The following is a 14,149-nucleotide window of genomic DNA, read 5'->3' on the forward strand; positions in this document are numbered from 1 at the left end:
TGCGACGTAGCGACGCGGGCGCGCGATGGCTATATGGGCAACGCATGTCGATCTGGTCCGGCCTTCTCCTGTTCTTCCTCACCGTCGCCGGGATGGAGGTGTTCGCTTATGTCATGCACCGCTGGGTGATGCATGGGCCGGGCTGGTTCCTGCACGAAAGCCACCATCGGCCGCGCACCGGACGGTTCGAATTGAACGACCTGTACGGTGCGATCTTCGCCATCCCCTCGATCGTGCTGATCTATGGCGGCGTGCAGGGCGGCTGGTGGGAAGGCTATGCCTGGATCGGCGCGGGGATCGCTGCCTATGGCGCGATCTATTTCGGGTTCCACGACATCATCGTTCATGAGCGGGTGCGCACGCGCTACCTACCCAAGTCCAGCTACATGAAGCGGATCGTGCAGGCGCACCGGCTGCACCATGTGGTGAACACCAAGCAAGGCACGGTCAGCTTCGGTTTCCTCGTGGCGCCCAAGCCGGAGGATCTGAAGGCCGAGCTGAAACGGCGCGGGCGGGCAGGGGTGCGTGCCCCGGCCGGTGCGGATCGGACGTTTGCCGAAAAGTAACCTTCGCAGGGGATAAGGGCGCCATGGACCACGCCATCCCACTTCCCGGCCCGGGTGAGGGCGATGAAAACCGCGGCGCGCTGCGCAAGGCGGTGAAGATGCGCGCGCATCTGCGTGACCGCGGCACGACCCGATTCGAGATCGAGGTGGTTGACCTGTCCACCACCGGTTTTCGCGCGCAGACCAGCTTCACGCTGTGGCCGGGCACGACCGTGTGGCTGACGCTGCCCGGGCTGGCCGGGCTGGAGGCGGTGGTCGCGTGGCGCGACAAATATCGCTACGGCTGCGCCTTCACCAAGCCGCTGCACCCGGCGGTGTTCGATCACATCGTGGCGCTGAGCAACAGCTAGGCCCGACCCCCGCCATCGCGCGCGGGCGCCATGGCGGTTATCGTGCGCGAACGCGTCAGGCGGCGGTGCCGCCGACGGTCAGGCCGCCCACCAGCAGCGTTGGCTGACCAACGCCGGCCGGCACGCTCTGCCCGCCCTTGCCGCACATGCCGATCCCTTCGTCGAGCGCGAAGTCGTTGCCGACGCCAAGCACCTTGGTCAGCACGGTCGGGCCGTCGCCGATCAGCGTCGCGCCCTTGATCGGGGCGCCGATCTTGCCGTTCTCCACCTTATACGCCTCGGTGCAGGAGAAGACGAACTTCCCCGAGACGATATCGACCTGACCGCCGCCGAACGACTTGGCATAGATGCCGTTCTTCACGCGGGAGAGCAGCTCGGCCGGATCGTCGTTGCCGCCCTTCATGAAGGTGTTGGTCATGCGCGGCATGGGGGCGTGCGCGAAGCTTTCGCGGCGGCCGTTGCCGGTCGCCTCCACGCCCATCAGGCGCGCGTTTAGGCGATCCTGCATGTAACCTTTCAGGAAGCCGTCCTCGATCAGGATCGTCTCGCGAGTCGGCGTGCCTTCGTCGTCGATCGTCAGCGAGCCGCGGCGATCGCGGATCGAGCCATCGTCGACCACGGTGACGCCGCGCGCCGCGACCTGTTCGCCGATGCGGCCCGAGAAGGCGCTGGTGCCCTTGCGGTTGAAATCGCCCTCAAGCCCGTGGCCGATCGCCTCGTGCAGGAGGATGCCGGGCCAGCCGGGGCCGAACAGCACGGTGAACTCGCCCGCCGGAGCCGCAACCGATTCAAGGTTCACCAGCGCCTGCGCCAATGCCTCGTCAATCGCCCGGTTCCAGGTCGCCGGATCGAGCAGCGAATCGTAGAGATAGCGCCCGCCGATCCCGAAGGTGACGGTTTCGCGGCGGCCGTTCTGCTCCACGACGATCGAGACGTTGAGGCGGACGAGCGGGCGAACGTCAGTAGCGACGAAGCCGTCGGGACGGACGATTTCCACCACGCTCCACGTGCCTGACAGGCCGACCGATACCTGCGCGACTCGCGGATCGCGCGCACGGGCGGCGGCGTCGATCGTCTGGCACAGGTTCACCTTGTCGGCGAAGGGGACGAGATCGAGCGGATCGCCATCGGTGTAGAGCCGCTGGTTGGTGCCGGTGGGCGGCGGCGCCTTCGCGCTGGTCGACGGATCGATCAGCTGCATCGTTTCCGCCGCGCGCTTGATCGCTGCCTCGGACAGTTCGCTGGCGTGGGCGAAGGCCGTCATCTCACCCGAGACGGCGCGCAGGCCGAAGCCGGAATGCGTGTCGTAGCTGGCGGTCTTGAGCCGGCCGTCGTCGAAGCCGAACGCCTCCGACTTGCGATATTGCAGGAACAGCTCCCCGTCGTCGGCGCGCGAGAGAGCGCCCGCGGTGAGCGACAGCGCGGCCTCCGGATCCAGCGAGTCGCGGTACAGGAACGAGCGGGGATCGATAGCGGTCATGATGGGAATGTAGGGCGCGGGGGGCGTCGCGGAAAGGCTGTGGATAAAGTTGTGGGCAAAGCTGTGGGGGCGGCCGGAACAAGCTGCGGACAATCTGTGGGCGAGCTGTGGATAAGTTGTGAGCAGGTTGTGGACAGGCCGTGGGAAGGGTGTGGGCAGCGTGTGGATTAGCTGTGGACTGGCTGTGGATAACATTGGCGTGCGTTAGCAATCCTCAGCGGGGTGACGAGCTGGGGTTGCGTTGGCGAGGTATGGCTGGAGGCGCGCGTGGCCCAAGGTGACGCAACGGCGCTGTTCGGCGGCTGCGCTGACTTGCCGGATCGAGGAAGGGGTGGCGTCAGCCCGGTAGGACTCGCGTCAAGGCGCTGGCGTGATGGCCGGGAGGCGCGTGTCGGCGCTCACGCCCGGTGGTGCGGCGCCAATGGGCTGTTCGTTCCGCTGATCTGACGCAGCCGCAAGTGCCGCGGCTGCGTACCGGTGGTGGGATGTTCAGGCGCCCGAGGGGGCGGTGACGCGATCGAGCAGGTTTGCGTGCTGTCGCGTCAGGAGGCGACTTAGCGCCCGGCGCCGTCGCCGTGGTCGGGAAGGGTGGCCGGGTCGACGCCATCGGCCGGGCCGCCGATCAGCACGAAGCGGCGATCGCAATAGCCGCAGTCGACATAGCCGAGTTCCGAGATTTCCAGCCACACGCGCGGGTGGCCCAGCGCGGCGGGGATCCCGTCATGCGCGCCGTCACAGGCGACGCGGTGGTGCGAAACTCGGCTGATCTGGGGCGGCGGCAACATGGCGCCCGCGTTAGCAAGGCCGCGCCGCGCTAGCAATCACCTGCCTAGCATTCGCGTGCGGGCGGGCGTAACGATCGCCGCCATGACCGACGCTGCCATCGCCATACGGGATCTTTGCAAGACCTATCAGGGGGGGAAGCGCGCGCTCGACGGGGTCAGTTTCGACGTGCCGCAGGGCACGATCTTTGGCCTGCTGGGGCCAAATGGCGCGGGCAAATCGACGCTGATCAACATTCTGGCCGGGCTGGTGAACAAGACCAGCGGCACGGCATCGATCTGGGGCTTCGACATCGATGCGCAGCCGCGCAACGCCAAGGCGTCGATCGGGATCGTGAACCAGGAGATCCTGTTCGATCCGTTCTTCACGCCGCTCGAGACGCTGGAGATCCAGGCCGGGCTGTACGGCATCCCGAAGCGGGAGCGGCGATCGATGGAATTGCTGCGCGCGGTGCATCTGGAGGACAAGGCCAAGGCTTATGCCCGCACCCTGTCGGGGGGCATGAAGCGGCGGCTGATGGTGGCCAAGGCCATGGTCCATTCGCCGCCGGTGCTGGTGCTCGACGAGCCGACCGCTGGCGTCGATATCGAGCTGCGCCAGCAATTATGGGCCTATGTGCGCGAATTGAACGCCGGTGGCGTGACGGTGGTGCTGACGACCCATTACCTCGAGGAAGCCGAGGAATTGTGCGATCGGATCGCGATCATCAACCATGGCCAGGTCGTCGCCAACGAGCCGACCCGCCAGTTGCTGAGCCGTGCGCAGGAGAAGGTGGTCGAGGTGACGGTGGAGCGCGACGTGACGGCGGTGCCCAGCGCGCCCTGTTTCGAGAAGATCGTGCTGAAGGGCGAGCGAACGCTGGAGATCACCTATTCCAAGGACCGGGTGAACGCTGGTGAGGTGCTGGCGGCGGTTCAGGGTGCGGGATTCGGCATCGTCGATGTGTCGACGCGCGAAGCTGATCTGGAGGACGTGTTCCTGAGCCTGACCCGCGCGGCCTGACCGATCGGGTCGCGGTCCGCCAGCGCTATCAGTGCTTGGCGGCCTTCCTGGGCAGGAGGTGAAGCACGCCGGCGACGATCGCGCCGACGATGATGCCGAACACCGCCGAGAGGGCGGCGTTGACGATCCAGGAGGCGACGCCCCCGGCACCGGGAACGGCGTGGCGCGCGGCTTCGGCGGCGTGCTCGATCCAGCCGGGGATCGGCGTCAGGTGAAATTCGTGCAGGCCGTGGACGATGATCTGGCCGCCGACCCACAGCATCGCCGCCGTGCCGATGATGCCGAGCCATTTCAGGACAACGGGCATCGCCGAGACCAGCCCCCGGCCGATCGCGCGCGTGCCGCTGCCCTCCCGCTCTGCCAATGCGAGGCCGATGTCGTCCATCTTCACGATCAGCGCGACGACGCCATAGACGCCGACGGTGATGGCGAGGCCGACGAGCGCAAGCGCGATCGCCTGGTTGACGATCGTCTGATCGGCCAGTTCAGACAGGGCGATGGCCATGATCTCACCGGAGAGGATGAGGTCGGTGCGGATGGCGCCCGACACCTGACGATCCTCCAGCTGTTTGGGATCGGTCACCGCGACGGCTTCGTCGCCATGGTGCGCGCCGGTCAGCGCCTCGATCACCTTTTCCGCGCCCTCGAAGCACAGGAAGGTGCCGCCCGCCATCAGGATCGGGGTGATTGCCCAAGGCGCGAAGGCCGACAGCAGGAGTGCCGCGGGCAGGAGCAGGATCAGCTTGTTGCGGATGGAGCCCAGCGCGATCTTCCAGATGATCGGCAGTTCGCGCGCGGGGCTGAGCCCGGTGACGTAGCGCGGGGTGACCGCGGTGTCGTCGATGACGACGCCCACGGCCTTGGTCCCAGCCTTTGCCGAGGCGCCGGCGACGTCGTCCAGGCTGGCGGCGGCGAGCTTCGCCAGCGCCGCAATGTCATCAAGCAACGCAACCAGGCCACCAGCCATCTGATCTGATCCTTCAAACCCAAGCTGCCGCTATGGGCGAACGCGCACAGCGGCAAGGGGCGGATGAACGCGGCACAAAGAAAAAAGGCCGACCCCCGGAGGGATCGGCCATAAAAGTTTTTAGGAGAGGATGCCTGAAAGGCCTGATGCTTGTGCACTGCAGCATGGTTCGCCGCAAGTGCAAAGTTGCATGTAACCGGTTGCATAAATTGCATCGCAACCCGTTGGCATCGACTTCGGCCCGATGCGGGTTAAGGAAGCGACATGACGATTTCCTCACCGATCGCCGCCACTCGTCCGCACTCCTTCACCGCCCACGGGGTCACCATCGAAGATCCCTGGGCGTGGCTGAAGGATGCCAATTATCCTGACGTCAGCGACAAGGACGTGCTCGCCTATCTCGAGGCGGAGAACGCCTATTTCGAGCAGGCGATGGCGCCGCACCGGCCGCTGGTCGACCGGCTGTATGAAGAGATGAAGGCGCGCATCAAGGAGGATGAATCCTCCGTGCCGCAGAAGGATGGCGACTGGCTGTACTGGACCGCGTTCGAGACGGGCGGGGAGTATCGCAAATGGTGGCGCCGCCCGGTCGGTGCGCCCGACGATGGCAGCGCCGACGAGCTGCTGCTGGATGAAACGGCACTGGCGGCGGGGAAGGAGTATTTCCGGCTGGGTGCGTTCGCCGTGTCGAACGACGGCATGAAGCTGGCCTATGCCATCGACGACAATGGGTCCGAGCGTTTCACCATCCATGTGAAGGATCTGGCCACGGGCGCGCTGCTGCCCGATACGATCCCGGGGATGCTGTCCGACATCGTGTGGACCGCGGATGACAGCGCGTTCCTCTACGGCCTCGCCAACAAGGAGTGGCGGACGGACAATGCGCGGCTTCACCGGCTGGGCAACGATCCGGCCGAGGATGTCGAGCTCTACCACGAGGATGACGAGGGTTATCGCGTCGCCGTGGCGGAGACGAGCGACCGGCGCTGGATCGTGATCGCGACGGGCGACCATGTGACGAGCGAGGTTCGCCTGCTGCCGGCGGACAATCCGCTGGCCGAGCCGATCATGGTCGCGCCGCGCCAGTCGGGGCGGGAATATGACGTCGACACGCATGGCGACACGCTGTTCATCCACACCAATGACGTGGACCCGATGTGGCGCCTGGTCACGGCGCCGATCAGCGCCCCGGGCGAATGGACCGAGTTGATCGGACCGAGCCGCCATTTCTACATGACGGGCGTCGAATGCTATCGCGACTTCTTCGTGGTGGAGGGGCGCGAGGACGGTCTCGATCAGGTGGCGATCCACCGCTACGACGCGCCGACCGTGGCGGAGCGGATCGATTTCCCCGAGGCGAGCTATGCCGCCGGGCTGGGGGACAATCCCGAATACGACCAGACGGTGCTGCGCGTAGGCTATGAATCGATGGTCACGCCGGGGACCGTCTACGATTACGACACCGCGACACGCGGGCTGACCGTGCTGAAGGTGCAGGAGATCCCGTCGGGTTATGAGGCGGGCGAATATCGCACCGAGCGGCTGCACATCACGGCGCGCGATGGCACCGAGGTGCCGGTGTCGATTGTCTATCCGGCCGATTTCCCGCGTGACGGCAGCCGCCCGTTGTTCCTTTATGCTTATGGTGCCTACGGCCATGCGATCCCGCCGGGCTTCTCCACCGGGCGGCTGAGCCTGCTCGATCGCGGCTTCGCCTATGCCATCGCGCATATCCGGGGCGGCGACGACCTGGGGCAGCAATGGTACCATGACGGCAAGCTGGCGAAGCGGACCAACACCTTTACCGATTTCGTCGATGTCGCACGCGGCCTGATCGAGCAGAAGTGGACCAGCGAGGGGCGGATCGCGATCGTCGGGCGGTCGGCCGGCGGCGAGCTGATGGGTGCGGTGGTCAATTCCGATCCTGAGCTCTGGGGGGCGGTGATCGCCGACGTGCCGTTCGTCGACGTGCTGAACACGATGATGGACGAAAGCCTGCCACTGACGCCGGGCGAATGGCCCGAATGGGGCAATCCGATCACCGACCCGGCCGCGTTCCAGCTGATCCGCAGCTACAGCCCGTATGACAATGTCCGGGCGCAGGATTATCCGCCGCTGTTCATTTCCGGCGGGCTCAACGATCCGCGCGTGACCTACTGGGAGCCGGCGAAATGGGCCGCCAAGCTGCGCGCGACCAAGACCGATAACAACATCCTGCTGCTCAAGACCAACATGGGCGCGGGGCATGGCGGCAAATCAGGGCGGTTCGAAAGCCTTCGCGAGGCGGCGGAGGAACATGCCTTCGTGCTGTGGCAGCTGGGGGTGGAAGAGTGAGCCACACGGTGCGCGGGGCCGTTCGCACGTGACGTTTGAATCGATCATCGCGCACTGGGGAGCCGTCGCGGTGTTCCTGGGCGCGATGCTCGAAGGTGAGACGGCAGTGCTCGCCGGTGGTCTGCTGTCGCACCAGGGCCTGTTGCACTGGCAGTTAGCCTTTGTCGGGGCGGCGGCGGGCTCCTTCCTGTCGGACCAGTTCTTCTTCGCCGCGGGCCGGCGCTATCGCGACAGTCCGACGGTGCAGCGCTGGACGCAGAAGCGCGCCTTTGCCAAGGCACTGCGCCTGCTGGAACGCTATCCGACCAGTTTCATCTTCGGTTTCCGCTTCCTCTACGGATTTCGAACCGTCAGCCCGATCGCGATCGGGACCAGTCAGGTGCCGGCATCGACCTTCCTGGTGATCAACGCGATCGCCGCGACGGTGTGGGCGAGCCTGTTCACGGCGCTAGGCTATTGGTTTGGCGAGGCGGTGACGGAACTGGCCGGGCGACTGCGGCCCAGTCGAGAAACGCTGCTGATGGGCGTGGCGGTGCTGGGCGGTATATTCGTGCTGTTCCAGATCCTGCGATGGTGGCGAAAGCGATGACCTTTACCAATACCTTTGTCGCCGATGCGGCCGACATCGACGAGCTGGGCCATGTTAACAATGCCGTGTGGGTGCGCTGGATCCAGGACCTGGCGGTGGCGCATTGGGAGGCGGTCGCGCCAGAGGAGCAGCGCGCGGCGCATGTGTGGGTCGTGACCCGGCACGAGATCGATTATCGCGGCAATCTGGCGGAGGGGCAGCAGGCGACGGGCGAGACATGGGTGCCCGAGCCGCCGCGGGGCGCGCGGTTCAACCGGCATTTCCGTTTCACCAGCGCCGACGGCCGGGCGCTGGTGGAAGGCGTGACCACCTGGGCGCTGCTCGACCGGGCGAGCGGGCGGCTGCTGCGGGTACGTGACGAAGTTGCCGCGCCATTCCGAAGCGACGGGCCGGCGTGACGCTGGATCGCCGCGCGGTCCTTGCCGCCGCCCCGCTGATCCTTCCGGGATGTGCCACGACACGGACGCGCCCGATTGCGGCGCCAGCAACGGCCTGCCTGGCGCCGGTCCGGGTGGCACCGGACCGCGTGATCCGCACCATTGCCGGCCTCAGGCCCTATCGTTCGAGCGGGTTCGTGGTCCGCGCAGACACGCTGGGTGACAAGCGCGTGGTGCACAATTACGGCCACGGCGGCGCGGGCATCACCCTGTCCTGGGGCACATCGCGGCTGGCGGTGGATCTGGGGCTGCCCGGCCATCACGGAGGCGTGGCGGTGATCGGTGCCGGGATCATGGGCCTCACCACCGCGCGGCTGTGCCAGGAAGCCGGCTATCCGGTGACGCTCTACACCAAGGCGCTACCGCCCGAGACAACGTCCAATATCGCGGGCGGGCAATGGGAACCGGCGAGCCATTTCGCGGACGATGCGGTGACGTCCCAATGGCGCGCACAATATGCCCGGGCGCTGGACTATAGCTGGCGCCGGTTCCAGATCATGGTCGGCGAGGATTACGGCATCCGCTGGGTGCCCACCTATCAGCAGACGCGCACCCCGCCGGGGCAGGCACGCGCGCTGGAGCGCTACATGCCCGGTCTGCGCTACCTCGATGCGGCGGAGCATCCCTTTCCCGTTGGCGGCCACGTCATCCGGTTCGACACGATGTATGCCGAGACGGGTCGGTTGCTGCGCAAGCTGGAACAGGATGTGCGGATTGCCGGCGGCCGCATCGTCATTCGCGATTTTGCCACGCCTGCGGACCTGGCGCGGTTGCCAGAGCGGTTGATCTTCAATTGCACGGGGCTGGGCGCGGCCGCGCTGTTCGGTGATGCGGAGATGATCCCCGTGCGCGGGCAGCTGGCCGTCCTGCTGCCGCAGCCCGAGGTGAATTACGCTTTCGGCGGCCGGATGGGATATATGTTCCCGCGCCCGGACGGGATCATCTGCGGCGGCACGTTCGAACATGGGGAAAGTGCGGCGGAGCCCCAGCCGGGGGATATCGACACTATCCTGGCGCGGCACGCGGCGTTCTTCATGGGATTTCGATGCCGCGCGTGAAGAGCCGGGCAGCCGATGTGCCCGGCGCGTGACCCACCCGTCCTAGCTTAGCGAAGCGGCCGGCGGGGTGGTGTTGATGGCGGCCTCTCCGGAAGCCACGATGGCGGCGGCATCATCATTGTACACCTTGTCGAGATAATAGCCGGCCAAAGTGTAATGAGCCTTCACCGCTTCGGGGTTTTCAGTTCGCTGCGCCATTTCGAGCTCCGACTCGGCGCGGCGGTAGTAATATTCCTTGTCGTCGTCCACGAAACTCACTCCATCTCCCGACTTCCGACATAGCCTTTCTGCCGGGAGTGCGAAATCAACCACATTAATAATCAACCGTTAAGCGCATGAAAGCTGTGTCACTTGTTGCTGAAGCGTAATCTTCTGTTACTCTCCGTCTTGTTATTGCAGACAAGGAAACCCCGCCGCGGGGATGCGACGAGGCTGGTTTATCACTTGCACCAATGGCCGCTTTCGCAGACCATCAGGCGGTCCGGTTTTCTCCGGGCCTCACCCCACAACATGCGGGCTGGCGGATGGTTCCTGCACGGCCCGCTACGTCCGGAGATGCCATGTCGCTGATTGCCCTTCTGTTTGTCGCCCAGGCAGCAACAGCTTCCATGCCCTCCACACCGGCCGCGACCAGCGCCGCAACGGCCGAGGTTCCGGCGCGGATCACGCGATTGCTGCAGCGCTATCCGGTGATCGACGGGCACAACGATCTCGCCTGGGAAATCCGCGATCGGCATGACGGCAAGGTCGAGCAGGTCGATCTGATGCGCGATACCTCCACGCTGCCCTATCCCTTGCAGACCGATATCCCGCGGTTGCGGCGCGGCGGCGTGGGCGGGCAATTCTGGTCGGTGTGGATTCCGGCTGCCACCACGGGGCCGCGCGCCGTCGAGATGACGCTGGAGCAGATCGACATCGTACGCCGGGTGGCGGCGGCAAATCCGGACGCCTTTGCACTGGTCACCACCGCGGCCGAGGCGCGGGCGGCGCAGAAGGCGGGGCGGATCGCCTCGATGATCGGGATCGAGGGCGGGCACCAGATCGACGGCCGCCTGTCCGTGCTGCGCCAGATGAAGGAGCTGGGCGTCGGCTATATGACGCTGACGCATGGCAAGAGCCTGAGCTGGGCGGATTCATCGACCGATGCGCCGCGCGCCAACGGGCTGACCGATTTCGGCCGGTCGGTCGTGGCGGAGATGAACCGCATCGGCATGATCGTCGACGTCAGCCATGTGTCGGACGCGACGATGGCGGCGGTGCTGGACATCGCCAAGGCGCCGGTGATCGCCTCGCACTCGGGCGCGCGCGCTGTGGCGGACGTGCCGCGTAACATTCCCGACAACCTGCTGGCGCGGATCGGCCAGGCGGGCGGGGTCGTGATGGTCAATGTGTACCCGGCCTTCGTCTCGGAGGAATGGCGCGCGTGGGATCGCAAGCGATCGGACTTCGGCAAGGCGCAGGGTCTGGCGACCGATGTGTACGGGCCCAAGGCGCCGGCGCCGCTGGTCGCGTGGGACGCAGCGAACCCGATGCCGCATGTCACCGCCGCCAACGTCGCCGACCATGTCGAGCATATCGCGCGCGTCGCCGGCAAGGGCGCGGTCGGCATCGGCGGCGATTATGACGGGATCGGCGGTACGGCGCCGGCGGACATGACCGGGGTGGACGGCTATCCGCGGTTGTTCGCGGAACTGGCGCGGCGCGGCTGGACCGACGCGGAGCTTGGCGCGCTGGCGCAGGGCAATGTGCTGCGCGTGATGGAGCGGGTGGAGGCGGTCGCCGCCAGCCAGAAGGCGATGAAGCCGGTCGACGCGACCGCGACCGACTGAGTCGGGAGGGAGAAGGAGCCGCCGCCTAGAGGCCCCGCAGCTGCGGCGCGAGGCGGCGGACGTCGAGATTGTCGACGCCCAGGATCAGGATCGTGCCGAGCCGCCAGTCGCGCGTCGCGACGCGCAACCCCTCACGCGTGGCTTGAACGTCGCGCCATTCGACCTCCCGCGCGGCAGCGCCTTTTCCGCGCACCTTGAGCACCGCGACGCGCCGGCCATCGCCGACGATCAACGCGGCCTGCCCGTCATCGCCAAGCACGGCGGACACCGGCGCGAAGCCGGCGAGGAGCTCTGCCGATGCGGACAACGCCTGGTCGGGTGTGGTCAGCCGCTGCCCGCCCCCACGGTGCAGCAGCCACATGATCAGCGCCCCCAGCCCGGCCAGCGCAGCCCCCGCTGCGCCCGCCATGACCCAGATCATCTGGGTGGCGCGACCGCGTCCATCAGCGGACGAAGGGCGGAGAGATCATAGCCAGCGCCGCGCGCCTGCTGCGTCAGTTCGTCTGGATCGCCGCCGAGGCCAGCCTGCGCCAGCGCCCACAGGTTGCACGACCGGGTGCCCGACCGGCAGTAAGCGAGCACCGGGCCATTGGCGGCGCCGAGCGCGTCGATCATCGCGGTGACCTGCGGCATCGAGAAGCCGGCATGGGTGACGGGGATGGCGGTATAGGCGAGGCCCTGATCCTCGGCCGCAGCACGGATCGCGTCGCCGGTCGGCTGCCCGTCCTCCTCGCCATCGGGACGATTGTTGACGATCGCCGCAAAGCCGGCGGCCTTGATCGCCGGAATGTCCTCAGGAGCGATCTGCGGGGCGACCGAGATGCGGTCGTCGATGCGGCGGATATCGAGCATGTCGGCAGCGATAGCGCAGCTTCGCGCACGGGAGAACCAGCGCCGGCGCGTTATCCACGGCTTTTTCAGCGGCTCAATGCTCGCGGATCACGCGCAGGAACGGTTCTCCATAGGCATCGAGCTTTCGCTGTCCCACGCCGGTCAGGCGGCCGAGCGCCGAGAGGCTGGCGGGGCGGGTCGCCGCCATCTCGCGCAGGACCGAATCGTGGAAGATCACATAGGGCGGCACACCGGCCTCCTGCGCCAGTTCGCGGCGGCAGGTGCGCAGCGCCTCGAACAGCGGGTCGTTGACCGGGTTGGCGGCCTGATCGCCGCGGCGACGGCGGGCGCGCTTGGGCGGGATGACGAGTTTGAGCGTATCCTCGCCCTTGATCAGCCCGCGGGCGGCGGGGCCGAATTCCAGCCCGCCGTGCGGATTGGTGCGCAACGCGTCGCGCAGCAGCAGCGCGCGGCCGACCGGCTTGAGCAGCGCAGTCTCCTCACCGTCGACGATGTTCCACACCGACAGCGCTTCATGTCCGTTCATCAGGCTGCGTTCGGACGACTTGCCGGTCAGCACTTCCTCGACATAGGTCGCGCCATAGCTTTGGCCGGTGCGGAAGACGGCGGAGAGATATTTGCGCGCGGTTTCCGTGGCGTCCATCGCGTTGGGGGGCGACAGGCAATTGTCGCAATTGCCACAGGCAGCGGGCGGGTGCTCGCCGAAATGGGCGAGCAGGATGCGGCGGCGGCAGCCGGCGGTCTCGGCGAGGGCGCCGAGCGCGTTGAGCCGCTGGCGTTCCCCCGACTGACGCTGCGGCTCGACCTCCGCAATGCGCTGTCGGGCGCGGGCGAAATCCTCCGCACCCCAGAACAGGTGGGCGACCGCCGGATCGCCATCGCGACCGGCGCGGCCGGTTTCCTGATAATAAGCCTCGATCGACTTGGGCAGGCCGGCATGCGCGACGAAGCGGACGTCGGGCTTGTCGATCCCCATGCCGAAGGCGACGGTGGCGACGATCACCATGTCCTCGCTCGCGACGAAGGCGGCCTGATTGCGGCGGCGAATCTCGGGATCAAGCCCGGCGTGATAGGCGCGCACCGGGCGGCCGGTCGCCTCACGCAGCGTGGCGGCGAGCTTCTCGGTACCGGCGCGGGTCTGGGCATAGACGATGCCGGGGCCCGGCGTGTCGCGGATGACGTCGGCGATCTGGCGCGTCGTATTGTCGCGCGGCGAGATCGAATAGCGGATGTTGGGCCGGTCGAAACCGGCGACGATCATCCCCTCTGTCGGAATGCCGAGCTGATCGAGGATGTCGGCGCGGGTATGTTCGTCCGCCGTCGCAGTGAGCGCGAGACGCGGCACATCGGGGAAGCGATCGAGCAGCGGGCGTAGCAGGCGATAATCGGGGCGGAAGTCATGGCCCCATTCGCTGACGCAATGCGCCTCGTCGATCGCGAACAAGGCGACCCGGCCGCGTTCGAGCAGGTCGCGGAAATCGGCCGTCGAGGCGCGTTCGGGCGCGATGTAGAGGAGGTCGAGATCGCCATCGAGGAAACGGCCGCGCGTCTCCGCCTTGTTCTCATCGACGCTGGTGAGGGTGGCGGCGCGGATGCCCACCGCCTCGGCCGCGCGCAGCTGATCGTGCATCAGCGCGATGAGCGGGGAGACGACGATGCAGGTGCCGTCGAGCATGGTGGCGGGCAGCTGATAGGTCAGCGACTTGCCGGCGCCGGTGGGCATCACGGCAAGCGTCGATTGCCCCGCCAGCACGCGATCGACCACGTGGCGCTGAACACCGCGGAAATCAGGGAAACCAAACAGCTTCTGGAGGACGGAAACGGGGTCGGCGGCCATTCGCCGTGGCTCTACGCGTGCCGGGCGGGGGCGGCAACCGCGATGGCGCCGCTTGATCCGCAGCA

The 14,149-nt window shown here is 66.9% G+C and carries 15 protein-coding genes; 8 read left to right on the top strand and 7 right to left on the bottom strand.

Features of this window, described 5'->3' with window-relative positions:
* The first annotated feature begins 44 nt into the window (after positions 1-44).
* Together ACH0BU_RS07245 and ACH0BU_RS07250 are read left to right on the top strand one after the other, a co-directional pair.
* Positions 45-566, top strand: coding sequence for a sterol desaturase family protein (locus ACH0BU_RS07245; RefSeq protein ID WP_296220778.1), 522 nt, complete (start codon positions 45-47; stop codon positions 564-566).
* Between the two features lie 23 nt (positions 567-589).
* A complete protein-coding gene (locus ACH0BU_RS07250) occupies positions 590-916 on the top strand; it encodes a pilus assembly protein PilZ (protein WP_046408383.1) in 327 nt (108 codons plus the stop codon).
* Positions 917-971: 55 nt separating this feature from the next.
* On the opposite strand, the gene tldD is transcribed toward ACH0BU_RS07250, so the two are convergent.
* A complete protein-coding gene (gene tldD / locus ACH0BU_RS07255; RefSeq protein WP_500263884.1) occupies positions 972-2,396 on the bottom strand; it encodes a metalloprotease TldD in 1,425 nt (474 codons plus the stop codon).
* 554 nt (positions 2,397-2,950) lie between these two features.
* Entirely contained in the window at positions 2,951-3,181 is a 231-nt protein-coding gene (locus ACH0BU_RS07260) for a zinc-finger domain-containing protein (protein WP_046408381.1), read from the bottom strand.
* An 82-nt stretch (positions 3,182-3,263) separates the two neighbouring features.
* On the opposite strand from ACH0BU_RS07260, the gene ACH0BU_RS07265 reads away from it, so the two are divergent.
* Positions 3,264-4,181 (top strand): ABC transporter ATP-binding protein, encoded by a 918-nt coding sequence (locus ACH0BU_RS07265; RefSeq protein WP_125945215.1) that lies wholly within the window; start codon positions 3,264-3,266, stop codon positions 4,179-4,181.
* 28 nt (positions 4,182-4,209) lie between these two features.
* Here ACH0BU_RS07265 and ACH0BU_RS07270 read toward each other — a convergent pair whose 3' ends face one another.
* Entirely contained in the window at positions 4,210-5,148 is a 939-nt protein-coding gene (locus tag ACH0BU_RS07270; RefSeq protein ID WP_145120497.1) for a DUF808 domain-containing protein, read from the bottom strand.
* Between the two features lie 264 nt (positions 5,149-5,412).
* On the opposite strand from ACH0BU_RS07270, the gene ACH0BU_RS07275 reads away from it, so the two are divergent.
* Genes ACH0BU_RS07275 through ACH0BU_RS07290 form a run of 4 tightly spaced genes read left to right on the top strand, consistent with a single transcriptional unit; the run spans position 5,413 to position 9,566 of the window.
* Positions 5,413-7,482 carry a S9 family peptidase gene (locus tag ACH0BU_RS07275; RefSeq protein WP_500263885.1) on the top strand — a complete coding sequence of 690 codons (2,070 nt, stop codon included), beginning with the start codon at positions 5,413-5,415 and terminating at the stop codon, positions 7,480-7,482.
* Between the two features lie 28 nt (positions 7,483-7,510).
* Entirely contained in the window at positions 7,511-8,071 is a 561-nt protein-coding gene (locus ACH0BU_RS07280) for a DedA family protein (RefSeq protein WP_296220786.1), read from the top strand.
* On the top strand, positions 8,068-8,469 hold the full coding sequence (locus ACH0BU_RS07285) for an acyl-CoA thioesterase (protein WP_296220788.1): 402 nt from the start codon (positions 8,068-8,070) through the stop codon (positions 8,467-8,469). The genes ACH0BU_RS07280 and ACH0BU_RS07285 overlap by 4 nt, the downstream gene beginning before the upstream one ends.
* Entirely contained in the window at positions 8,466-9,566 is a 1,101-nt protein-coding gene (locus ACH0BU_RS07290; protein ID WP_241212574.1) for an FAD-dependent oxidoreductase, read from the top strand. Before ACH0BU_RS07285 ends, ACH0BU_RS07290 begins: the two co-directional genes overlap by 4 nt.
* 42 nt (positions 9,567-9,608) lie before the next feature.
* On the opposite strand, the gene ACH0BU_RS07295 is transcribed toward ACH0BU_RS07290, so the two are convergent.
* Positions 9,609-9,815 (bottom strand): hypothetical protein, encoded by a 207-nt coding sequence (locus ACH0BU_RS07295; protein WP_125945220.1) that lies wholly within the window; start codon positions 9,813-9,815, stop codon positions 9,609-9,611.
* Between the two features lie 359 nt (positions 9,816-10,174).
* Here ACH0BU_RS07295 and ACH0BU_RS07300 point away from each other — a divergent pair, with 359 nt between their 5' ends.
* Entirely contained in the window at positions 10,175-11,395 is a 1,221-nt protein-coding gene (locus ACH0BU_RS07300) for a membrane dipeptidase (protein WP_314470804.1), read from the top strand.
* 25 nt (positions 11,396-11,420) lie between these two features.
* Here the strand turns inward: ACH0BU_RS07300 and ACH0BU_RS07305 are convergent, their stop codons facing one another.
* The 3 genes from ACH0BU_RS07305 to recQ form a co-directional block, all read right to left on the bottom strand.
* The gene (locus tag ACH0BU_RS07305; protein ID WP_296220793.1) at positions 11,421-11,804 is read right to left on the bottom strand and encodes a hypothetical protein; all 384 of its coding nucleotides are present in this window, start codon (positions 11,802-11,804) and stop codon (positions 11,421-11,423) included.
* 8 nt (positions 11,805-11,812) lie between these two features.
* The gene (locus tag ACH0BU_RS07310; protein ID WP_046408368.1) at positions 11,813-12,247 is read right to left on the bottom strand and encodes a protein tyrosine phosphatase family protein; all 435 of its coding nucleotides are present in this window, start codon (positions 12,245-12,247) and stop codon (positions 11,813-11,815) included.
* A 73-nt stretch (positions 12,248-12,320) separates the two neighbouring features.
* Positions 12,321-14,084, bottom strand: a complete 1,764-nt coding sequence (gene recQ / locus ACH0BU_RS07315) for a DNA helicase RecQ (protein ID WP_314470798.1) — start codon at positions 14,082-14,084, stop codon at positions 12,321-12,323.
* Positions 14,085-14,149 lie beyond the last annotated feature (65 nt).

The organism is Sphingomonas olei (genome assembly GCF_045369765.1).
Classification (GTDB): domain Bacteria; phylum Pseudomonadota; class Alphaproteobacteria; order Sphingomonadales; family Sphingomonadaceae; genus Sphingomonas; species Sphingomonas panaciterrae.